18 protein-coding genes are annotated in these 22,010 nt (G+C 68.4%); 7 read left to right on the forward strand and 11 right to left on the reverse strand.

Annotated elements, in window-relative coordinates; genetic code table 11:
• The first annotated feature begins 108 nt into the window (after positions 1–108).
• Complete coding sequence (locus GGR16_RS13135) at positions 109–1,911, forward strand: PHA/PHB synthase family protein (protein WP_019402976.1); 1,803 nt, start codon at positions 109–111, stop codon at positions 1,909–1,911.
• A gap of 118 nt (positions 1,912–2,029) precedes the next feature.
• On the opposite strand, the gene GGR16_RS13140 is transcribed toward GGR16_RS13135, so the two are convergent.
• A complete protein-coding gene (locus GGR16_RS13140; RefSeq protein WP_246373069.1) occupies positions 2,030–3,337 on the reverse strand; it encodes an OmpP1/FadL family transporter in 1,308 nt (435 codons plus the stop codon).
• A gap of 436 nt (positions 3,338–3,773) precedes the next feature.
• Here GGR16_RS13140 and GGR16_RS13145 point away from each other — a divergent pair, with 436 nt between their 5' ends.
• Positions 3,774–4,622: a fumarylacetoacetate hydrolase family protein gene (locus GGR16_RS13145; RefSeq protein ID WP_183316926.1), complete on the forward strand. Its 849-nt coding sequence runs from the start codon at positions 3,774–3,776 to the stop codon at positions 4,620–4,622.
• 61 nt (positions 4,623–4,683) lie between these two features.
• Here the strand turns inward: GGR16_RS13145 and argC are convergent, their stop codons facing one another.
• Together argC and speB are read right to left on the reverse strand one after the other, a co-directional pair.
• Complete coding sequence (argC, locus tag GGR16_RS13150; protein WP_019402973.1) at positions 4,684–5,661, reverse strand: N-acetyl-gamma-glutamyl-phosphate reductase; 978 nt, start codon at positions 5,659–5,661, stop codon at positions 4,684–4,686.
• A 571-nt stretch (positions 5,662–6,232) separates the two neighbouring features.
• Positions 6,233–7,195: an agmatinase gene (gene speB / locus GGR16_RS13155; protein ID WP_063187961.1), complete on the reverse strand. Its 963-nt coding sequence runs from the start codon at positions 7,193–7,195 to the stop codon at positions 6,233–6,235.
• A 136-nt stretch (positions 7,196–7,331) separates the two neighbouring features.
• Here speB and GGR16_RS13160 point away from each other — a divergent pair, with 136 nt between their 5' ends.
• Complete coding sequence (locus GGR16_RS13160) at positions 7,332–7,910, forward strand: TlpA family protein disulfide reductase (protein WP_183316928.1); 579 nt, start codon at positions 7,332–7,334, stop codon at positions 7,908–7,910.
• 12 nt (positions 7,911–7,922) lie between these two features.
• On the opposite strand, the gene GGR16_RS13165 is transcribed toward GGR16_RS13160, so the two are convergent.
• Positions 7,923–8,225, reverse strand: a complete 303-nt coding sequence (locus GGR16_RS13165; protein WP_055457984.1) for an acylphosphatase — start codon at positions 8,223–8,225, stop codon at positions 7,923–7,925.
• A gap of 155 nt (positions 8,226–8,380) precedes the next feature.
• Here GGR16_RS13165 and GGR16_RS13170 point away from each other — a divergent pair, with 155 nt between their 5' ends.
• The gene (locus GGR16_RS13170; protein ID WP_183316929.1) at positions 8,381–9,781 is read left to right on the forward strand and encodes a TIGR03808 family TAT-translocated repetitive protein; all 1,401 of its coding nucleotides are present in this window, start codon (positions 8,381–8,383) and stop codon (positions 9,779–9,781) included.
• A 39-nt stretch (positions 9,782–9,820) separates the two neighbouring features.
• Here GGR16_RS13170 and GGR16_RS13175 read toward each other — a convergent pair whose 3' ends face one another.
• From GGR16_RS13175 to GGR16_RS13185, 3 genes are all read right to left on the reverse strand, one after another.
• Complete coding sequence (locus GGR16_RS13175) at positions 9,821–11,824, reverse strand: acetyl-CoA carboxylase biotin carboxylase subunit (protein WP_183316930.1); 2,004 nt, start codon at positions 11,822–11,824, stop codon at positions 9,821–9,823.
• An 82-nt stretch (positions 11,825–11,906) separates the two neighbouring features.
• A complete protein-coding gene (locus tag GGR16_RS13180) occupies positions 11,907–13,196 on the reverse strand; it encodes an MgtC/SapB family protein (RefSeq protein ID WP_183316931.1) in 1,290 nt (429 codons plus the stop codon).
• A 59-nt stretch (positions 13,197–13,255) separates the two neighbouring features.
• On the reverse strand, positions 13,256–13,711 hold the full coding sequence (locus GGR16_RS13185; RefSeq protein WP_183316932.1) for a hypothetical protein: 456 nt from the start codon (positions 13,709–13,711) through the stop codon (positions 13,256–13,258).
• A 291-nt stretch (positions 13,712–14,002) separates the two neighbouring features.
• Here GGR16_RS13185 and GGR16_RS13190 point away from each other — a divergent pair, with 291 nt between their 5' ends.
• From GGR16_RS13190 to GGR16_RS13200, 3 genes are all read left to right on the forward strand, one after another.
• Positions 14,003–14,932 carry a ring-cleaving dioxygenase gene (locus GGR16_RS13190; protein ID WP_183316933.1) on the forward strand — a complete coding sequence of 310 codons (930 nt, stop codon included), beginning with the start codon at positions 14,003–14,005 and terminating at the stop codon, positions 14,930–14,932.
• 62 nt (positions 14,933–14,994) lie between these two features.
• Positions 14,995–15,600 carry an alpha/beta hydrolase gene (locus GGR16_RS13195; RefSeq protein WP_183316934.1) on the forward strand — a complete coding sequence of 202 codons (606 nt, stop codon included), beginning with the start codon at positions 14,995–14,997 and terminating at the stop codon, positions 15,598–15,600.
• A gap of 216 nt (positions 15,601–15,816) precedes the next feature.
• The gene (locus GGR16_RS13200) at positions 15,817–17,022 is read left to right on the forward strand and encodes a dipeptidase (RefSeq protein ID WP_183316935.1); all 1,206 of its coding nucleotides are present in this window, start codon (positions 15,817–15,819) and stop codon (positions 17,020–17,022) included.
• A gap of 155 nt (positions 17,023–17,177) precedes the next feature.
• Here the strand turns inward: GGR16_RS13200 and GGR16_RS13205 are convergent, their stop codons facing one another.
• The 4 genes from GGR16_RS13205 to GGR16_RS13220 all read right to left on the reverse strand — a co-directional run bounded on the left by GGR16_RS13205 (position 17,178) and on the right by GGR16_RS13220 (position 21,948).
• Entirely contained in the window at positions 17,178–18,710 is a 1,533-nt protein-coding gene (locus tag GGR16_RS13205; RefSeq protein ID WP_183316936.1) for an acyl-CoA carboxylase subunit beta, read from the reverse strand.
• A 381-nt stretch (positions 18,711–19,091) separates the two neighbouring features.
• Positions 19,092–19,883: an ATP12 family chaperone protein gene (locus GGR16_RS13210; protein WP_183316937.1), complete on the reverse strand. Its 792-nt coding sequence runs from the start codon at positions 19,881–19,883 to the stop codon at positions 19,092–19,094.
• Between the two features lie 98 nt (positions 19,884–19,981).
• Entirely contained in the window at positions 19,982–20,662 is a 681-nt protein-coding gene (locus tag GGR16_RS13215; protein WP_183316938.1) for an HAD-IA family hydrolase, read from the reverse strand.
• 2 nt (positions 20,663–20,664) lie between these two features.
• Positions 20,665–21,948, reverse strand: coding sequence for an RluA family pseudouridine synthase (locus GGR16_RS13220; RefSeq protein ID WP_183316939.1), 1,284 nt, complete (start codon positions 21,946–21,948; stop codon positions 20,665–20,667).
• Between the last annotated feature and the right edge of the window lie 62 nt (positions 21,949–22,010).

Genomic DNA, 22,010 nt, shown 5'->3' on the forward strand with positions numbered 1-22,010 from the left:
TGCCGGCAATGATGCCCGTCGATGATGCCCATGTCACAGATTGTCGGTTAATATGAGGAAAAAGGGAACGGATCGAGACATGCCGTCGAGGAAAGAGGCGGAGGGCGCATGACTGATAAGGGCGACCAGCGACCCGGCACGCCGATGCCGGATTTCGAGGCCCTGTCGCGCAACATGGCCCAGTTCGTGGAGGAGGCCGGCCGGGTGGCGGCCGCCTATCTCAAGCCATACGAGGAAGGCCGCGCAAAGGGCGGAGCCGCCGACGAGGTGGGCGACATCGTCAAGACGCTCGGCAATGTCGCCGAGAAGTGGATGTCCGATCCGCAGAAGGCGATCGAGGCCCAGTCCGCCCTCACCTCGCGCTTCCTCGACCTGTGGGCGTCGACCCTGAGGCGCATGCAGGGGGAACAGGCCGAGCCGGTCATCGCGCCCGATCCCAAGGACCGGCGCTTCGCCGACCCCGAATGGGAGGAGAACCCGCTCTTCGATTTCATCAAGCAGGCCTACCTCTTGACGACCGACTGGGCCGACCGACTCGCCGCCGATGCGGAGGGCCTCGACGACCACACGCGGCACAAGGCGCAGTTCTACGTGCGCCAGATCGCGAGCGCGCTCGCCCCGTCGAACTTCATCGCGACCAATCCGGAGCTCATCCGCACCACCTTGCGCGAGAGCGGCGCCAACCTTGTGCGCGGCATGCAGATGCTGGCCGAGGACGTGGAGGCCGGCGGCGGCCAGCTCAAGGTGCGCCAGTCGGACCCGCACCGGTTCGAGGTCGGCACCAACCTCGCCAACACGCCGGGCAAGGTCGTCTTCCGCAACGAGCTCATGGAGCTCATCCAGTACAGCCCGACGACCGAGAAGGTGCTGCGCCGGCCGCTTCTCATCGTGCCGCCGTGGATCAACAAGTACTACATCCTCGATCTCAACCCCGATAAGTCCTTCATCCGCTGGGCGGTGGCGCAGGGGCTCACCGTCTTCTGCATCTCCTGGGTCAACCCGAACGAGCAGCTGGCCGAGAAGAGCTTCGAGGACTACATGCGCGAGGGCATCTTCGCCGCCCTCGACGCCGTCGCCCGCAACACGGGCGAGGAGGAGGTCTCGGCCGTCGGCTATTGCGTCGGCGGCACCCTGCTCGCGGCGACGCTCGCCTTCATGGCGGCGAACGGCGACACGCGCATCGCGGGCGCCACCTTCCTGACCACCCAGGTGGACTTCACCCATGCCGGCGATCTCAAGGTCTTCGTCGACGAGGACCAGATCAAGGCCATCGAGCAGGAGATGGCCAAGCGCGGCTATCTCGAGGGCTCGCGCATGGCCACCGCCTTCAACATGCTGCGGCCGAACGACCTGATCTGGCCCTATATCGTCAACAACTACGTGCGCGGCGTCTCCCCGCTGCCGTTCGACCTGCTCTACTGGAACTCCGATTCCACGCGCATGCCGGCAGCCAACCACTCGTTCTACATGCGCGAGTGCTATCTGAGGAACAACCTTGCCAAGGGCCGGATGAACTTCGGCAACACGCGGCTGGAATTGTCGGACGTCACCATTCCGACCTATCACCTCGCCACGCGCGAGGACCACATCGCCCCTGCCCGGTCGGTCTTCCTCGGCTCGCAGCTCTTCGGCGGGCGCATCCGCTTCGTGCTTGCCGGCTCAGGCCACATCGCCGGTGTCGTCAATCCGCCGGCCAAGCCCAAGTACCAGCACTGGGTCAACGGCAAGCCGCGCGGCGAGCTCGACGACTGGCTGAAGGAGGCGCAGGAGGTGCCCGGCTCCTGGTGGCCGGACTGGATCGACTGGATCGCCGCCCAGAGCCCCGAACGGGTCAAGGCGCGCGACCCCGCCGAGGGGCCGCTCGAGCCCCTGTGCGACGCCCCCGGCACCTATGTGAAGATGCGGGACTGAGGCGGGACGCCGACGCGCAAAGGCCGGCGGTCGCCCGCCGGCCTTTCCTCTTGCCCGAGCTTCTTGCCCGAGCCGGCGACCGGCCCGGGCCTTCGCATGGGCAATCCGGGAAAAGCGATCAGTACTTGCGCACGATCGGCGCGGGGATCGGCTTGGCCGGCTCGTCCCAGCGGTACTTGAGCGCCACGGAGACGATATCGACCGACGGCTTGACCTCCGCGACGAAGGGCAGCGCCGCGAACTGCGGATTGCCCGGCACCAGGCGGATGTCCGTGTCCTTGACGAAGATATGCGTGTAGCCGATGTCGAACGACAGCTGCTCGTTCCACTGGTAGGTGGCGCCGATCGAGGCCCACAGGCGGTCGTTGTCCGGGATGCGCACGTCACGCGTGCGGTCGGTGATCGGCGAGAGCTCGTAGCCGAGGCCGGCCCTGAGGGCGAGCTGCTCCGTCATCTGGTATTCGGCGCCGACCGAGAAGAACCAGCCATCCCGGTAGCTGAAGGGGAGCGCCGTCACGGCGGTACCGGTGATCGCGCTGGTGACGGGAACGATGTTGAGCCGGCTCCAGTTGGTCCACTCGACGCCCGCCATCACCTTCCACTGTGGCGACAGGCGCTGCGAAACGCCGAAGGTCAGCACTTCGGGCAGGTTCACGTTGGCCTTGATGGGGGCGACCGTGGTCGGCCCCAGCCGCATGTTGCCATCGAGCTGGTGGCGGATCGAGGATCGGAAGCCGAGGCCGATCTCGGTGCCCTCGAGCGGCGTGAGGGTGAGGCCGAGCGTATAGCCGACGCCATAGGCATCGCCCTCGAGGATGGCGGCCGGCGCAAGCGGCGACAGGCCGAGCGCGCGCTTCAACGTCACGTCGAGATACTGCACCTGCAGCCCGACACCGATCGACAGCCAGTCGGTGACCTTGTAGCCGATCGTCGGCGTGACGTTGATGGAGAAGGCCTTCGACGAACGCCCATAGGTCTGGCCGGCCCAGTTCTGGTCCGGCTTGGTGATGAAGCCGTAGGGCGAATTGATCGACACGCCGAGCCAGAGCCGGTCGTTGACCTGATAGCTCGCATAGGTGGCCGGCACGACGGCCGTCTGGCCGATATTGCCGGACCCGACGGGGGTGCCTCCGAGCGCGCCGACGAGGCCGAGGGTCGGCAGGTCCGGATTGATCTTCGCCTCGGGGAAGATCACCGACGCATGGCCCTCGAAGCGGAAGCCAGGGCTCATGGTGATCGTCGCCGGGTTCCAGAACATCGACGAGAGACCGGCAGAACCGGCCGCAACGCCGGAGAATGACATGCCCTGCCCGGTGGCGCTCTGCTCACGGATGGCGAACGAGCCGGCCTGCGCTTCGGCCGCAGCAACGATCAATGAAACTGAACAAATGGCCGTCCACGCAAGAAATTTCTGAGAATCCCTCATGGATGTTCCCCTGACCCATACGTCCCACGGAGGCGTCTGTTACTTGCGAGCGCCCTTGATTCGCATGCTGCCAAGGCCAACTTGGACAATCAATATAGTGACAAGCTCCCGGACAGTTTGTTTGCAAACTGACATTTCAGTGAGAGGCCCGGGAAAACCATGCCGAAATGCGCCGATTGCTGCAGCGCACAACACGAACTCGGCCGCCCCCGATATAGTTCACATGGAAACCATAATGGTTTTTCCGTCCGCCCACAGGTCCTTCTCGCCTGCGGAAAAAGCGTGCGGCTGGCGACTTTTCGCCCGATGTGACATTACCGCAACAAGCATCGGTTACGCGCCGCGCGCATCGGACCTGCACCGATCCGGCTTGCGATCGACGCCCGGGCGCAGCACACTCCGCCCCGCTTGAAACGTTTCAATTGGAGGATACCCCATGAAGTTGGTGCGCTACGGCAATCCGGGCGCGGAAAAGCCGGGCATCGTCGACGCCGAGGGCACGGTCCGCGACATCTCCGGCATCGTCCCCGACCTCGCCGGCAAGGCTCTCACCAAGGCCTCGCTGGCGCGCATCGCCGCCGTCGACCCGAAGACCCTTCCCGCCGTGCCGGCCGGCACGCGCCTCGGCCCCTGCGTCGGCAACGTGCGCAACTTCATCGCGGTGGGCCTCAACTATGCCGACCACGCGGCGGAGACGAACTCGCCGATCCCGAAGGAGCCGATCCTCTTCAACAAGGCCCCGTCCTGCATCGTCGGCCCCAATGACGACGTGATCGTGCCGCGCGGCTCGCAGAAGACCGACTGGGAGGTCGAGCTCGCCATCGTCATCGGCGAGGAGGCGTCCTACGTCGAGGAGAAGGACGCGCTCAACTACGTGGCCGGCTACTGCGTCTGCAACGACGTGTCGGAGCGCGAATACCAGATCGAGCGCGGTGGCCAGTGGGCCAAGGGCAAGGGCTGCCCCACCTTCGGACCGCTCGGCCCCTGGCTCGTCACCACCGACGAGATCAAGGACGTGCAGAACCTTTCCATGTGGCTCGAGGTGAACGGCGAGCGCGTGCAGGACGGCTCGACGAAGACCATGATCTTCGCCGTTCCCTTCCTCGTGTCCTACATCTCGCAGTTCATGAAGCTCGAGCCGGGCGACGTCATCACCACCGGCACGCCTCCCGGCGTCGGCATGGGCATGAAGCCGCCGCGCTTCCTCAAGGGCGGCGAGGTCGTGGCGCTCGGCATCGAGGGCCTCGGCACGCAGAAGCAGCAGGTGCGGGCTTACGAGGGCTAAGGCAATCGGCAGTAGGCCGTCGGCAGTCGTGAGATGTGTCGACTGCCGATCTGCCGACGGCCTAGACTCCCAGCATCAACCGGATGTTCTGCACCGCCGCGCCCGAGGCGCCCTTGCCGAGATTGTCGAGCCGGGCGACGAGCACCGCCTGCCGCCGCGCCTCGTTGGCATAGACCCTGAGCTCCAGCCGGTCGGTGTCGTTGAGCGCCTCGGGCTCGATCTTGCCGCCCGTGACGCTCGCATCGTCCTGCCGGGCCACCGAGACGAGCTCGCTCACCGCATAGCGCGTGGCGAGCACCGCCTGCAGGTCGGCTCCCGTCGGCCGCTCCGGCAGGGTGTCGAGGTGCAGCGGGATCGACACCAGCATGCCCTGGCGGAAGTTGCCGACCGAAGGCACGAAGATCGGCCGCCGCGAGAGGCCGCAATAGGCCTGCAGCTCCGGCAGGTGCTTGTGCTCGAGGCCGAGGCCGTAGAGCTCGAAGGACGGCGCCGTGCCCGCCTCGTAGGCCTCGATCATCGTGCGGCCGCCGCCGGAATAGCCGCTGACCGCATTGACGGTGACGGGATAGTCCGCCGGCACGAGCCCGGCGTCGACGAGCGGCCTCAGAAGCGCGATCGCCCCCGTCGGATAGCAGCCCGGATTGGACACCATGCGCGCCCCGGCGATCGCCGCGCGCTGGCCCGGCGTCATTTCGGCGAAGCCGTAGACCCAGCCCGGCGCCACCCGGTGGGCGGTGCTCGCATCGAGCACGCGCGGACCGGCCTCTCCCAGGGCCTCGACGAGCGCCACCGTCTCCTTGGCGGCCGCGTCCGGCAGGCAGAGCACGACGAGGTCGACGTCGGCGAGCAGCGCCTTCTTCGCCTCCACGTCCTTGCGCAGCTCCGGCGCGATGGACCTGAGCTCGACCTGCGGCAGCGCCGAGAGCCGCTCGCGGATGCCGAGGCCCGTGGTGCCGGCCTCGCCGTCGATGAAGACGCGCGGCGCCCGCGCACCCGCAGCCTTGGCCCGGGCGGGATTGAGAAGCGAGGTGTCGTTCATGGACGGCTCCTGACGATTGTCCGGGCGACGGTTTTCGAGCGTTTGCTGGTGGTAACAGAAGATGGGGACGAAATTGCAACAAAAAAGCCGCGCTTCAAGCGCGGCTCCGATCACGACACGCGAGGTCGCGTCATCGCACGCGCGCAAGGGCGGCGCGGCGGCGTCGGTTCAGCGTGGTGTGCGCGACGGTGATCATGGGGCACGCTTATCCGGGAAAGCGGCGCCGGTGTCAATGACGACCCGGCCAGTCTCTCCCGTTCGCGGGGAGGGTTATCGCACATCAAGCTCGAGGTCATGATCCTCCCCCGCATGGGGGGGTGGCGCTGCGCAGCAGCGACGGAGGGGGCCGCGGGGCTCAGATTGGGAACACCGTCTCCGGTCTTGACCCCACCCGTCTCGGTCCTGCGGACCGATCCACCCTCCCCTGGAAGGGGAGGGATCAACATCGCTCGTCCACATCAATTCCCCTTCCCTTGCAGGGAGGGGGTCGGGGCGGGGTCGTGACGCAAGAACACGGCCTCCCGCATGCGGCACCCCCCCTATCCCTCCCCGCAAGGGGGAGGGAAACCACTCACCCGCGCGCCCGCTCGGCGAGGATCTGCAGGTAGTGCTGCACCACCGTCGCGCCGGCGATGGCGGTGATGTCGGCATGGTCGTAGGGCGGCGCCACCTCGACGAGGTCCATGCCGCGCCAGTCGATGTCGCGCAGGCTCCACAGCACCATCAGCGCCTCGGCGCTCGAAAGGCCGCCGGCGACCGGGGTGCCCGTGCCGGGTGCGAAGGCGGGATCGAGCGCATCGATATCGAACGACAGGTACGCCGGCCCCTCGCCCACCCGCTCGCGGATGCGCTGGGCGATGCCGGCGACGCCGAGCCCGCGCGCCTCGTAGGCATCGACGATGGCGATGCCGAAATCGTCCGGCGCGACGGTGCGGATGCCGATCTGGATGGAGCGCGAGCAGTCGATCAGCCCCTCCATCTCGGCGCGGGTGACGAAGGTGCCGTGCGAGGTACCCTCGCCGTCGTCCTCCCAGGTGTCCTGGTGGGCGTCGAACTGCACCAGCGCCAGCGGCCCATGCTCGGCCACATGGGCGCGCAGCAGCGGCAGCGTGATGGAATGATCACCGCCGAGCGTCACCAGATGGCATCCGGCCGCGACGATCTCCGCCGCCTGCGCCTCGACGAGGCCGTGCACCTGGTCGAGCCGGCGATAGTCGAACGAGCAGTCGCCCCAGTCGATCACCGTGAGCGCCTCGAAGGGATCGAGCCCGGAGGGAAACTGCGGATCGCCGTCGAAGATCGCGGAGGCGCGGCGCAGCGCCTGCGGCCCGAAGCGCGCGCCCGGCCGGTTGGACGTGGCGCAATCGAACGGCACGCCCCACACGACGACATCCGCCGCCGACAGATCGCGGCTGTAGCGCCGGCGCATGAAGGACAGCGCCCCCGAATAGGTCGGCTCGAGCGAGCCGCCGTCGAGCGGACCGAGAAAGGCGTTGTCCGTCGGGCGCGGGCGGATCGAATCGTTGCGGCTCACGGCGTCTCCTCGCAGCATTTTGCCGAAGGATAGCCGGCACCCGCGCCGCATCAAGCGTGGGGCGGCGACACGCAGCGCCTCACATCGGCGCGAGACGCCATTGGCAGGCCCGCCCCGTCGAGCTATGGGCGGTGCGATGACGCGCGCACGCTCCCTCTCCCGCCGCTCCCTCATCGGCGGCCTCGCAGCCCTCGCCGCCCCTGCTCTGCCCGCCCGCGCCGCCCCCTCGCTCCGGCAGGGCGGCAGCCAGTTCGTCTGGCTGGAGCCGCGCCGGCAGATGCCGGCGCTCGCCCTGACCGATGTCCGGGGCCGCCGGCACACGCTCGCGCCGGATGGGCGCGTCCATCTCCTCAATTTCTGGGCGAGCTGGTGCCCGCCGTGCCGGGAGGAGATGCCGCGCCTCGAGGCCTTCGTGCGGACGATCGATGCGCAGCGCCTCAACGTCGCCGCCATCTCCTTCGACCGGGAGGGCACCAAAGTGGTCGCGCCCTTCCTGAAGCGCCACGGCATCGAGAAGCTCCCCGTCTTCGTCGATCCCGAGGGGGACGTCGCCTATTCGGACGCCGGCAACCGCAAGGGCGCACCATTCGCCCTCTACGGCATGCCCATCACCTACCTCGTCGACCGCAACGGCGACATCGTCGGCTACATCTCCGGCGCGGTGGACTGGCTGCAGCCCGACGCCGAGGCCTTCCTCGCCGCCTTCATGGCCTGACCTGCGCCGCGCCTACACCGTCGGCAGCACCGTGAACCCATCCGCCGCGCTCCCCGGCGCGAGCGCGCTCCCCGTTTCGTCATAGCGCTCGATGGCCTCGACCCGCGCACCGAGCGGCCCCGCGCGGCAAGCCGCGAGCATCGCCTCCACGGCATCGGCCGGCCCGGCGAAGACCGCCTCGACGAAGCCCTCGCGCCGGTTGCGCACCCAGCCCGCAAGCCCCCGCGCCCCCGCCTCGCGCGCCGTCCAAGCCCGATAGCCGACGCCCTGCACGCGACCCTTGATAACGGCATGGACGATGACGCGGGAGGTCATGGCTCTCGGCTCGATCTCGTCTGCATCGTCACAGCGTAGCAGGCGCTCCTTGCGGCACCAATCCCGCCATCACCTCGCAGCGTAGGATTTTTTTCATTGACCGGCCAAATTTGTTCCCTATATGTTCCTATCGCCATCCAAACAGGAGTTGCTTCATGACCGCCACGTCCTTGAACGCTGCCGATTTCGGCCTCACGCCCGGCGCCTCCTCCGATCAGTCGAATATTCTGAACACAGCCATTGATGCAGCTGCCACGCAGCGGCTACCGCTGTTCATCCCGGCCGGCACCTATCGGATCACCGAAGCTGTGGTCGACAAGGCGGTCGAGATCTATGCCCAATCGGGCAGCGCGGCCTTCATCCCGGTCAGCGGGAGCGAGACCTGCCGCTTTGCCATCGCACCCGCATCCGGCCGGCTCGCCGATGTAACGCTGCGAGGCCTGCGGATCGACGGCCAGCACGCACCATTTCCGAACGGATACGGCACTCCCGGCCTGATCAACGCAAGCAAGTGCGATCGCCTGCAGATCATTGATTGCCAGGTCGTCAACTCCGGTGCCAGTGGCCTCTTCCTCTGGCAATGCGGCGGACGCGTCCAAGGCTGTGAAGCCAACGGCAACGCTTCGCGCGGCATTTTCTCCGTCGATGCCACGGGGCTCAGCATTCTGTCCAACCGCCTCGACGGCAATCAGGACAATGGCATCGCCGTCTGGCGGTACAGCATCGGTCGGGACGGCACCATCGTGCGCGGCAATCGGATCCGCAACACCGGCAACGTCTCGGGCGGCACCGGTCAGTATGGGAACGGATTCTCATCCTACCGCGCCAACAATCTAATCGTCGCGGAAAACGAAATCACCTCCTCCGCTTTTTCCGCCATCCGGCTGAACAGCTGCAGCGCCAGCCAGGTGATCAACAACCAGTGCTTCGATGCACCGGAGGTCGCGATCTATGTCGAGGCACCGAACGGCTCCAGCAATCCCGCCATCGTCTATGACGGAGGCATCGTGTCGGGCAATATCGTCGATCTCTGCGGGGTCGGCATTTCCGTCACCAATGTGGATGCCGGCGGCCGCCGTGCCGTCGTCGCCAACAATCAGGTGACCCGGGCGCGCAACAACACGATTACCTATCCGGGCGGTTCATATCAGACCTATGGAAAAGGCATCGGCGGCCAAGGCGACGTACTGATCACCGGCAATATGGTCGAGGATGTGGAGGCCTTCGGAATCTCGGTGTTCCCGACCAACGTCAACAGCGGGAAGCTCGGCAACCAGAAGATCTTCGATTCGGTCACGGGCAATACGGTCAAGAAGTGCGGCGGTGGCATTGCACTGGTCAACAGCGATGCCAACCATGGACGCATTCTGGTCGGCGGCAATATCATCAACGATTACAAGACCGACGGCAGTGGTGTGTCCGGCGCCATCGTTCGGGCTACCTATAATGGCGCGACGGACAGCGTGCAGCGGGTTCCCGGTTCGCCGGATCTCGGAAATGACACGACGTCGAGCTTGAGCAACGTCGTCCTTTACCGCAACTACGCCTTCAACTGATGGACTTGCGCATGGGCTGCTCTGCAGCCCATGCGCCCCTCACGAAAACTCCAGAATCACCGCATCCACCGCGAGGCTGTCGCCCTCCTTGGCGTGGATCTTCGCGACGGTGCCGTCGCGCTCGGCCTTGAGCACGTTCTCCATCTTCATCGCCTCGACGATGGCGAGCGTCTCGCCGGCCTTGACCTCCTGGCCCTCGGCGACGGCGATGGCCTTGACGAGGCCGGGCATGGGGCAGAGCAGCTGCTTCGAGGTGTCGGCCGCCACCTTTTCCGGCATCAGGGCGGCAAGCTCGGCCTCGCGCCGGGTATAGACGCGCGCCTCCGTCGCCGTGCCCGCATGGGCGAGCGCCACGCCGTTGAGGATCGGCCGCACCTGCACCGCGATCGCCTTGCCGTCGACGCGGCCCTGCCACACCGGCTCGCCGGGGCGCCAGGACGAGGCGACGGCAACCGTGCGCCCGTCGGCGAAGGCGAGAACGAGAGCTCCGTCCCTGTCGTCGATGGTGAGCGGGACGGCCTCGCGGCCCAGCATCACCACCCGCTCGCGCTCGAACCTGACGGGCTTGGCCGAGCGCAGCTGGCCCGAGATGCGGCGCTTGCGCTCGTTGAACAGATGGTCAATGGCCGCCGCCACCGCCGCAAGATGGATGGCGACCTCCCCTTCCGGCTTCGGCATGGCGAAACCCTCGGGAAACTCCTCGGCGATGAAGCCTGTCGACAGGTGCCCCTCCTGCCAGCGCGGATGGGCCATCAGCGCCGAGAGGAAGGGGATGTTGTGGCGGATGCCGTCGATGGCGAAGGCATCGAGCGCCCGCTGCTGGGCCGCGATGGCGGCCGCGCGCGTCGGCGCGTGGGTGATCAGCTTGGCGATCATCGGGTCGTAGTAGATGGAGATCTCACCCCCCTCCACGACGCCCGTGTCGTTGCGCACCCGCGCCCCGTCCGCCTCGCCCTCGGCCGGCGGGCGATAGGTGACGAGCCGGCCCGTCGAGGGCAGGAAGCCGCGCGTCGGGTCCTCGGCATAGACGCGGCTCTCGACGGCCCAGCCGTCGAGCCGGATGTCTTCCTGCGAAAAGCGCAGCTTCTCGCCGGCGGCGATGCGGATCATCTCCTCGACGAGGTCGATGCCGGTGACCATCTCGGTCACCGGATGCTCCACCTGCAGGCGGGTGTTCATCTCGAGGAAGTAGAAGGAGCGGTCCTGGCCCGCCACGAACTCGACCGTGCCGGCCGAGTCGTAGTTCACCGCCTTGGCGAGCGCCACCGCCTGCTCGCCCATCCTGCGGCGCGTCGCCTCGTCGAGCAGCGGCGAGGGCGCCTCCTCGATGACCTTCTGGTTGCGGCGCTGGATGGAGCACTCGCGCTCGCCGAGATAGACGACGTTGCCGTGCTTGTCGCCGATGACCTGGATCTCGACGTGGCGCGGATCGGTGATGAACTTTTCCACGAACACCCGGTCGTCGCCGAAGGAGGACGCCGCCTCCGAGCGGGCGCGGGCGAAGCCCTCCGCCACCTCGGCCGCCGAATAGGCGATGCGCATGCCCTTGCCGCCGCCACCGGCAGAGGCCTTGATCATGACCGGATAGCCGATGTCGTCGGCGATCCTCACCGCCTCCTCCGGGCTCTCGATGACGCCGAGGAAGCCCGGCACGGTCGAGACCTTCGCGGCATTGGCGAACTTCTTCGATTCGATCTTGTCGCCCATGGCCTCGATGGCCTTGGGATTGGGCCCGATGAAGGTGATGCCGGCGCTTGCCAGCGCCTCGGCGAAGGCCGCCCGCTCGGACAGGAAGCCGTAGCCCGGATGCACGGCCTCGGCTCCGGTCTGCCGGCACGCCTCGACGATCTTCTCGATGACGAGATAGGACTGGGCAGCGGGCGCCGGCCCGACGAAGACGGCCTCGTCGGCCATCTCCACATGCAGCGCGTCCCTGTCCGCTTCGGAGAACACCGCCACCGTCCCGATGCCCATGCGACGCGCCGTCTTGATGACCCGGCAGGCGATCTCGCCGCGATTGGCAATCAGGATCTTCGAGAACATGGACGCTTCCCTGATGATCGTTTCCCCTCTCCGCTTCTAGACGAGAGCGTCGGGGGCGACAATTGCGGCGAAAGACGGATGCTCATCCGGGCATTTGTGCAGAGGCGGCGAGAAGCCCGGCGGCGAGCGCGGCAAGCGCGAGGAGGGATACGAGGCTGAAGCGCCCGGCATAGGCCGCCCCGCCCAGCGTCGCGGCATAGACGCACTTGGCGATCGTGTTGCTGCCGACGGCGATGGCGATGGCGATTGCCCCCGCGCTGAGGGCGAGCCGGTCGGGCACGAGGCCGGAGACGCCGAGCGACACCGCATCGACATCGGCAAGGCCCGAGACGGCGGCAACGGCATAGACACCGACGGCACCGAGATGCTCGGCCGCCAGATCGCCCACCACGCGCACGAAGGCGAGCAGCGCGGCGAGCTTCAGCACCTCGCCGAGCTCGAACGGGTTGCCGCCTTCGGGGGCGGCCGATGGCGCCGGCGCCCCCTCCCGGCGGGCGAGCAGCCAGGCGCCGGCGACGAGCACGGCGGCTCCGAGCCCGAGGCCCGGCACCAGCAGCCGGCCGAGTTCAGGCGCCACCACCGTGACGATGACGGCCGTGCGGATGAAGGACACCGCCCCCGCCGCGAGCGCGCCGGCGGCAAGCGGCAGCGCCGCCTCCCCCGCCCGGGCGAGCCGGGCATTGGCGAGCGTCACCGCCGTGGAGGATACGAGCCCGCCGGTGGCACCGGCGACGAGCCGGCCACGTTCAGCGCCGAAGAGCTGCACCGCGACATAGCCGAGAAAGGACACGCCGGCGAGGATGATGGCGAGCAGCCAGACCCGCGCCGGGTTGAGCCCCATGAGCTGCGGCAGCGGCTCGTCGGGGATGAGCGGCAGCGCCACGAAGGTCATGACGGCGAGCACGATGGCGGAGCGCAGCTCGCTCCAGCGCATGCGCCGCAGCAGCGCGTGCAGCACCTCGCGGCTGGCGAGAAGCGCCGTCATGACGACGGCCGCGGCCCCTGCGAAGGCGGGATCGCCGAGGACGGCGAGTGCCCCGAGCGCGAAGGTCGCCTGCCCCGCGACGACGCCCGTGACGCTGAAATTGGCGTCGGCCTCGGCCTCGCGGCGCTTGAACGTGATGAGCGCGGCCGACAGTACGGCGAGCGCGGCCATGAGGACGATCGCCGCCACCGGCGCGTTCTGCGGCGCCAGCGCCTGCGCCATGATCGCCGCGATACCGCCGAAGAAGCCGAACAGCGCGAAGGTGCGCACGCCTGCGGTGCGGCTGCCGGCCGGCGCGTCACGCTCGCGCCAGTGGCGCTCGATGCCAACGAGAAGGCCCACGGCGAGGGACACCGCGAGCCTGTAGAAGAGATCGTTGAGGTCCATGCGCAGACTGCGTCATTGCGCGCATGGCTTGTAAAGGGAAATGATGCGCACGCTGCCGTTCAGGCCGCGGCGAAGCGGCGCGGCATGGCCTTCGCCGGCTCGCCCACAGCCCGGCGCAGGCGGTTGCCCTGGCCGCGCAGCAGGAAGGCGAGCAGCACCTCGTCCACCTGCTGGGCCTCGCGCACCACCTCCATGCCGATGCGCAGCGCGTTGACCGTCGGTCCGCCGCCGGCGCCGAGCGAGGTGACCAGCCAGTGCGCATCCTCGCCGCGCACGATGCCGGTGGGACGCTCGCCCCAAACGACGAAATCGACCACCATCGCCACGAGGCAATCGGCGAAGGATGCATCCTGATCCTTCACCGCGCGGTCGAGCGCGATCAGCACATCGGCTTCTTCGCGAAATGCGATGCCATCCGGCAAGATCTCACGCTGCAGATGCGCCACGTCCTTCGCAGTAATGCGCTGACGGTCGAGGATCTCGTCGACGAAACGGAAGAAGTTCTTGTTGAGCATTGTTTGACGCCTCCCCGGCATTCTTTGCGCCGGTGTGATTGCTTCCTGTCACGAACGATCCTGCGCCCAACCACTCGCCAAGTTCTTAACGGCCAATCGTGAATCTTTGTTCAGGTTAAGCGTTGTTGACGGCCCGTGGTTGACGGAAAATCACCGTCATCGGTGCAACTGTCGCCATCATGCCGAGGTTCCCGTCTTGCAGCGGTGCAAGAGGCATTTGCGCGGCTAGGGATTTGCGCTGCCGTCGCCATCTGGCAGCAAGAGCGGCAACAGCAGCCAGGGAGCAGAGCCATGGCACGTTCGGCAGGCATTCACCACGTCACCGCGATCGCGAGCGACCCGCGGCGCAACCTCGACTTCTACACCCGCGTTCTCGGGCTGCGCTTCGTCAAGAAGACGGTGAATTTCGACGATCCCAGCACCTACCACTTCTATTTCGGCGACGAGGAGGGCAACCCCGGCACCATCCTCACCTTCTTCCCGTGGTCGCACGTGGCGCCGGGACGGCCGGGCGTCGGCCAGACGCTGGAAACCGCCTTCCTCATCCCCGAGGAGGCGCTCGGCTTCTGGACGGAGCGGCTCATTACCCTCGGCGTCACGCACGAGGCGCCCACGAGGCGCTTCGACCGCACGGTCCTGCCGTTCCGGGATCCCGACGGCATGCGCCTGGCGCTCGTCGCGACGCCTGGCCTCGTCGGGAAGGCCTGGACGACGGGCGACATCCCGGCCGAGGTCGCCATCCGCGGCTTCGCGGGCGTGACGCTGCTCGTCGACCGGCCGGAGCCGACGGCGGCGGTCTTGACCGAGGTCTTCGGCTTCGTGGAAGCCGGCCGCACGGAGAACCTCGTCCGCTACCGGGGCGAGGCCGAGGTCGGCGGCTATGTGGACCTGCGCATCGCCGGCGGCTTCCTGCCCGGCACCATGGGCGCCGGCTCGGTGCACCATGTCGCCTTCCGGGCCGCGGGCGACGCGGACCAGGCGGCGATGGCGAAGGCGCTGCGCGAGAAGCTCGGCATCGCCGCGACGGAGCAGAAGGAGCGCAACTATTTCCGCTCCGTCTATTTCCGGGAGCCCGGCGGCGTCATCTTCGAGATCGCCACCGACGATCCGGGCTTTGCCATCGACGAGAGCCTCGAGGCGCTCGGCACCTCCCTCAAGCTGCCGCCCTTCTACGAGAAGGACCGGGAGCGGATCGAGGCCGTCCTGCCCGCGCTCGACTGAGCCGGACCATCAACCCCGTGAGCCGTGCCCGCCCTCGCGCGGGCACGGCAGGAACAATTGCGATGAGCGACTTCATCCATCACTACGAAGCCGGCGGCGCCGAGCGCCCGCCGCTCCTCCTGCTGCACGGCACGGGCGGCGACGAGCATGACCTCGTGCCGCTTGGCCGCACGCTCGCCCCCGGGGCGGCGCTCCTGTCGCCGCGCGGCAAGGTGCTGGAGAACGGCATGCCGCGCTTCTTCCGCCGCTTCGGCGAGGGGCGGTTCGACGTCGAGGACATCAAGCTCCGCGCGGCCGAGCTCGCCGCCTTCGTCGAGGAGGCCCGCGAGCGCTACGGCATCGCGCAGCCAATCGCGCTCGGCTTCTCCAACGGCGCCAACATCGCCGCGGCGATGCTGCTGCTCGCGCCGGAGGCGCTTGCCGGGGCCGTCCTCCTCAGGGTCATGACGCCGCTGGTGCCGGACGTGCTGCCGGACCTTGCCGGCAAGCCCGTGCTGATGCTGTCGGGTTCGGCCGATCCGATCGTCCCGGCCGACGATGCGGCGCGGCTCGCCGGCCTGCTGCGCGAGGCGGGCGCGACGGTGCAGCACCAGGTGCTGCCGGCCGGGCACGGCCTGACGCAGGCGGACGTCAATCTCTCCGCACGCTGGCTGGCCGAGGCCGCTTGAAGAGCCCTCGAAGGATAGGCAAGGCCCGAAGCGCGGATCGCCCCGCTTCGGGTCTTCCTTTTTGCGCCCTCGCCGCCTCCGTCACCCGCAGCCTCGCGTCCCCTGCAAGGCTCGCCCGGCAGCCCTGACCCGCAGCCGCTTGCCAATCACCGAAGAGCAACGGAGTGTGTGGCGTCGGCCCCGACGGCCGGGCGCTCCACCGAGGGGGAACAAGAATTGGCACAGGTTGCGGCACGCAGGTCGCCGGCGCGCGACGATGCGCTCGACAAGGCACTCCGGCTTCTCGAAACACTGCCGCTGGTCGACGGCCACAACGACCTGCCATGGGTGATTCGCGAGGACGCCCGAGCCCGCGGCGACGTCCTCGCCTACGACCTGACCCGCGAGCATCAGGACGGCGACACCGACATCCCCCGCCTCCTCGCCGGCCGCGTCAGCGCCCAGTTCTGGGCTGCCTTCATCCCGACCTATGTGCCCCATCCCGGCCGCACCACGCTGGAGCAGATCGACGTCATCCTGCGCTTGCAGGAGGCGCATCCCGACGTCTTCATGCCGGCGACGAAGGCGAGCGACATCGCGAAGGCCAAGAAGCTCGGCAAGATCGCCTCCTTCATCGCCGTGGAGGGCGGCGTCGGCCTCGAGAACAGCCTGGCGCCGCTGCGCGTCTGGCACGCCGCCGGCGCGCGGCTGATGACGCTCTGCCACAACGAGACGCTGGACTGGGTCGATTCCGCCACCGATGCGCCGCGCCACGGCGGCCTCACTGCCTTCGGCCGCGCCGTGGTGCGGGAGCTCAACCGCCTCGGCATGATCGTCGACTGCGCCCATGTCTCGCACGACGTCATGCGCCAGGTGCTCGACGTCTCGCGCGCGCCGGTCGTCTTCTCCCACTCGAATGCCTTCGCCCTGTGCGACCACCCGCGCAATGTGCCCGACGACGTGCTCGCCCGCGTCAAAGGCAACGGCGGCATCGTCATGGCGACCTTCGTGCCCGACTTCATCGGCCAGCAGTCGCGCGACTGGATGCGTCCGCTGAAGGACGAGTACGGCAAGAGCCGCCACGACATCGACATGGGAGCGGCGGTCGCGGCCCGCGCGCGTGACGCGGGCCCGTGGCCGCGCGGCACGCTCGAGCAGCTCTGCGATCACACCGAATATATCGCCGACAAGGCCGGCCTCCGGCACGTGGGCATCGGCTCCGACTTCTTCGGCGGCCCGACGCCGCCGGGCCTGGAGGACGCGAGCCGCTTCCCGCACCTCCTCGCCGAGCTCATCCGCCGCGGCTGGTCGGACGACGCCATCGCCGGCATCGCCTCGCGCAATTTCCTGCGCGTCTTCCGCACGGTGGAGCGCATCGGACGCGAATTGCGCAAGAGCGAGAAACCGGCGCTGGGGACGGTGGAGGATTTTGACGGACGGTAGGCGCCGGCCCCAGATAACCGGTTCACGCGAACCCTTTCCGCCCGTCGTGGCCGGGCTTGTCCCGGCCATCCACGCCTTTTCAGCCGAGCGCGAGCGTCGCGGCGTGGATGCCCGCGACAAGCGCGGGCATGACGACGGGAACTGTACGATCCCCCTTAAAGCGGAATATTGTCGTGCTTGCGCCAGGGCTGCTCGGCCTTCTTGGCGCGCAGCATGGCGAGGGCGCGGGCCACGCGCCGGCGCGTCGAATGCGGCATGATCACCTCGTCGATATAGCCGCGCTCGGCCGCGACGAAGGGCGACATGAAGCGGTCCTCGTATTGCTTCGTGCGCGCCGCGATCTTCTCCGCATCACCGATGTCCTGGCGGAAGATGATCTCGACCGCGCCCTTGGCGCCCATCACCGCGATCTGCGCCGTCGGCCAGGCGTAGTTCACGTCCCCGCCCACATGCTTCGAGGCCATGACGTCATAGGCGCCGCCGAAGGCCTTGCGCGTGATGACGGTGACGAGCGGCACGGTCGCCTCGGAATAGGCATAGAGCAGCTTCGCCCCGTGCTTGATGAGCCCGCCGTATTCCTGCGCCGTGCCGGGCAGGAAGCCGGGCACGTCGACAAGGGTCAGGATCGGGATCTCGAAGGCGTCGCAGAAGCGCACGAACCGCGCCGCCTTGCGCGAGGCATCCGCGTCGAGCACGCCGGCGAGCACCATCGGCTGGTTGGCCACGACGCCGACGGTGCGCCCCTCGAGCCGGATGAATCCGGTGATGATGTTCCTGGCGTAAGCCTCTTGGATCTCGAAGAAATCGCCCTCGTCCGCAATCTTCAGGACGAGTTCCTTCATGTCGTAGGGCTTGTTCGGGTTGTCCGGCACGAGCGTGTCGAGCGACATCTCCACCCGGTCCGCCTCGTCCTCGGTCGGCCATTCCGGCACGCCCTCGGTGTTGTTGGCGGGCAGGAAGTCCATCAGCCTGCGGATCTGCAAGAGCGCCTCGACGTCGTTGTCCCAGGCCCCGTCGGCGACGGAGGACTTCGTCGTGTGCACCTTGGCGCCGCCGAGCTCCTCCGACGTGACCGTCTCGTTGGTCACGGTCTTCACCACGTCCGGCCCGGTCACGAACATGTAGCTCGTGTCGCGCACCATGAAGATGAAGTCGGTCATCGCCGGGGAATAGACGTCGCCGCCGGCGCAGGGACCCATGATCACCGAGATCTGCGGGATGACGCCCGAGGCGACCACGTTGCGCTTGAAGACCTCGCCATAGCCGCCGAGCGCCGCGACCCCCTCCTGGATGCGGGCGCCGCCGGCATCGAACAGGCCGATGACCGGCGCGCGCATCTTCACCGCCATGTCCTGGATCTTGGTGATCTTCTGCGCGTGCGTCTCGGAGAGCGAGCCGCCGAAGACGGTGAAGTCCTTGGCGAAGACGAAGACGGTGCGGCCGTTGATGGTGCCCCAGCCGGTGACGACGCCGTCGCCCGGGAACTTCGTCCCCTCCATGCCGAAGTCGACGCAGCGGTGCTCGACGAACATGTCGAACTCCTCGAACGAGCCCGTGTCGAGCAGCAGGGCGATGCGCTCGCGCGCCGTGAGCTTGCCGCGCGCATGCTGGGCGGCGATGCGCTTCTCGCCGCCGCCGAGGCGCGCCCCGGCGCGCCGTTCTTCGAGCCTCTCGAGGATGTCCTTCATGCGCCTCCCCCACGGTCGGTTCCTTGTCGCCTGCGTGATTAGCACGCCGGCAAAGCCGCAGGAACCGATACGGTAGGCGGATAAGTGCAAGGCCGCTTAGGCGAGAGGCTCGGGACGTCCGAAGCACCGGCGCGGGGACGGCCGAACCTTCCTCTCCCCGCCGATGGCGGCATTATCGCAGAAGAACCCGGTACCTTGATCCTCCCCCGCATGGGGGAGGTGGCGCTGCGCAGCAGCGACGGAGGGGGCCGCGGGGCTCAGATTGCAAGCCCCGCTCCCAGCCTTGACCCCACCCGTCTCGGTCCTGTGGACCGATCCACCCTCCCCTGAAGGGGAGGGATCAGCTCGCCCTGACGTGGGTGAGGGCTGCCATGCGGGATTTCAGTGGATCGCCTCGAGCATACGCGCCGCCGCGGCGAAGTCGCGCCAGCGCACGGCCCGGCGGGCGAGCGCCTCCTCGTCCTCACCCCAGATCTCCATCTGCACCTCTTCGTCGAGATGCGCGGCCCGCCAGCCCGCCTCCGCCGTCAGGTGACCGCGGGCGACGGCGAGCGCAATGACGGCGGAGCCGCTGAGCGTCGTCAGCACATGGAGCGCGGCGAGCGCCAGGGGAATGTCGAACCGGGCCACCGCGGCGGCCGTGGCGGAAAGCGATGCCTCGGGCTGGGCCACGAACATCACCCCCTCGACGAGCACGAAGCGCGCGCCGAGCGCTTCCCGCGCCCAGGCGAGGATCGGGTCCCAGATCTCCCTTTGGCGCGCGACGAGCCGCTCCGGCCCCTCGGCGCGGTAGCACAGGAGGTCCGAGCCGGCATATTTGACGACATCGGCCGCCACCGCCGCCATCTCGCGCGCCACGCCGTCGATGGCGGAATTGGCGAGCCGCGTCAGCGGCATCGTCGCGGGGTCGATCTGCTCGCCCTGCGCCGCCCATTCGGCCGCCACGGCTTCGCCGGCCGCCCGCGTCGGCAGCGCCAGGAGCGCCCTGCCGGGCGTGCGAGCCGGACGCCCGTCGAGCACGAGGACGAAACCCTCCGCGCGCTCCTCCACCGCCGCCTCCTTGTAGAAGCGGCGCGGCAGGTTCGCCTTCATCGACTGCTGGGCCACCCGCATCGGATCGCGCACGGTCTCGCCGTCCGTGGGAAACCAGTCGCTGGTCAGTTCGTCACGCATGATGCGTCCTTAACACGAAGAAGCCGGCGCGGCGACGCGGAAGCGATTCCACGCCAATGACTTGCAGGCAAAAGCGGAATCTGCGACCGAGCCGCCGGTCACACCGCCGCGCCGAGGGCCCGGGCTGAATCAGAATGGGCAAGAACGGCCGCAAGTTCTTCAATCGACTCCACAATCACCTGCGCCCCCGCCTCCCGCAGGGCATCGACCCGGCAATAGCCCCAGCCGACACCGACGGCGCGGCAACCGGCGGCCCGCGCCATCTGCATGTCATAGGTGCTGTCGCCGATCATGACGGTCTCGCCCGGCAGAGCACCCACCTCCCCCATCGCCTGTTCGAGCATGGCGGGATGGGGTTTTGATGGCGCATCGTCCGCCGTCTGCACGCTGGCGAAGAGCCTGTGCCAGCCGTGGGCATCGAACAGCCGGCGCACCCCGCGCTGCGACTTGCCGGTGGCGATGCCGAGGAGATGATCCTGCCGCCCCGCAAGGTCGCGCACCAGCGCATCGGCCCCGGCAAAGAGCGGTGACGCGAGCGCCGGCTCGGCGAGAAGCCGCGGGAAGGCCACCCGATAGGTCGCCTCCAGCGCCGCATGCGGCCCATCCGGCCCCGCAAGCGCGCGAAAGGTCTCGGCGAGCGACAGGCCGACGGCCGAGAGCACCTGCTCCCGGCTCGGCGCCGGCAGGCCATGCGCGGCAAAGGTCGCCTCCTGCGCGGCCACGAGCAGGTTCTGGCTGTCGACCAGCGTGCCGTCGATGTCGAAGACGAGGAAGCGCACGGCTACTCCTCCGGCGCCTCGACGATCGGATCGTAGCCGCCCGTATCGAAGCCCAGCAGGTTCCACGACTGCTGCATGTGCGGCGGCAGCGGCGCCGTCACGTCGATGGGCTTGCCCGTGCGCGGATGCGGGATGACGATGCGCCGCGCCAGCAGATGCAGCCGGTTCTGGATGCCGCCCGGCAGTTCCCAGTTCTCGACGTTGAAATATTTCGGGTCGCCGACGATCGGGTGGCCGATATGGGCCGTATGTGCGCGCAATTGGTGCGTGCGCCCGGTCACCGGCTTCAGCGACAGCCACGAGAGCTTCTGCGCCGCCGTGTCCACGACGGCGTAATAGGTGACGGCATGGCTCGCCCCCTCGTCGCCGTGCAGGGCGACGCGCATGCGGGCATCGCCGTCGAGCGCCTCCTCCTTGGCGAGATAGGTCGAGACGCGGCCCTGCCGCACGCGCGGCACGCCGGCGACCAGCGCCCAGTAGATCTTGCGCGCCGAGCGCGAGCGGAAGGACTTGGCGAGCGTCGTCGCGGCAAAGCGCGTCTTGGCGATGACGAGGCAGCCGGCCGTGTCCTTGTCGAGCCGGTGCACCAGGCGCGGCTTCTGGCCCTCGGCATCGCGCAGCGCCTCCAGCATGCCGTCGACATGGCGCGTCGTGCCCGAGCCGCCCTGCACCGCAAGGCCCATGGGCTTGTTGAGCACGAGGACGTCCTTGTCCTCGTAGAGCGTGATGGACTTGAGGAAGGTGGCGTCGCTCTCGTCCTTCGCCGGGGTGCGGGCGGCGGGCTTCTTCTCCTCGAGCTTGAGCGGCGGCACGCGCACGCTCTGGCCCGCCTCGAGCCGCTCGTTCGGCTTGGCGCGCTTCATGTCGATGCGCAACTCGCCCTTGCGCACGATGCGCTGGATATGGGTGAAGGCGAGCTGCGGGAAACGGGCGACGAGGAAGCGGTCGAGGCGCATGCCCGCTTCATCCGGCGCGACCGTCAGGGTCTGCACGCCGGTAACGAGCGTCTCGGTCGCTGCCGCCTTGGCCGCCGCCTTGGTGCCCGCCTTGACCGAAGATGCCGGCGCCTGCCCTGCGCGGGGCGTCTTGGCGGGGGTCGCCGCCTTCGCGCGCTCGAGACCGCGCGTGCCGCGCGCAGGCCCCTTGCCCGCACCCTTCGCTGTGCCCGGCGCCTTGCCGGCGCCCTGAGCCGCCGGCCGGCCCGCGCGCGCCTGCCCGCGGCCGTTGCGCGTCGACGGGCCGGAGCGCGGGCCTGAGCCGCCGGAGCCGGTTCTCGTGTTCTTCATGCGATGCTCCGAATGCAGCCGGGCCTGGCGTCGTCGCGCCCTGCCCCGTCGATAGCCTCTTC

The sequence above is a fragment of the Chelatococcus caeni genome, assembly GCF_014196925.1.
Lineage (GTDB): Bacteria > Pseudomonadota > Alphaproteobacteria > Rhizobiales > Beijerinckiaceae > Chelatococcus_A > Chelatococcus_A caeni.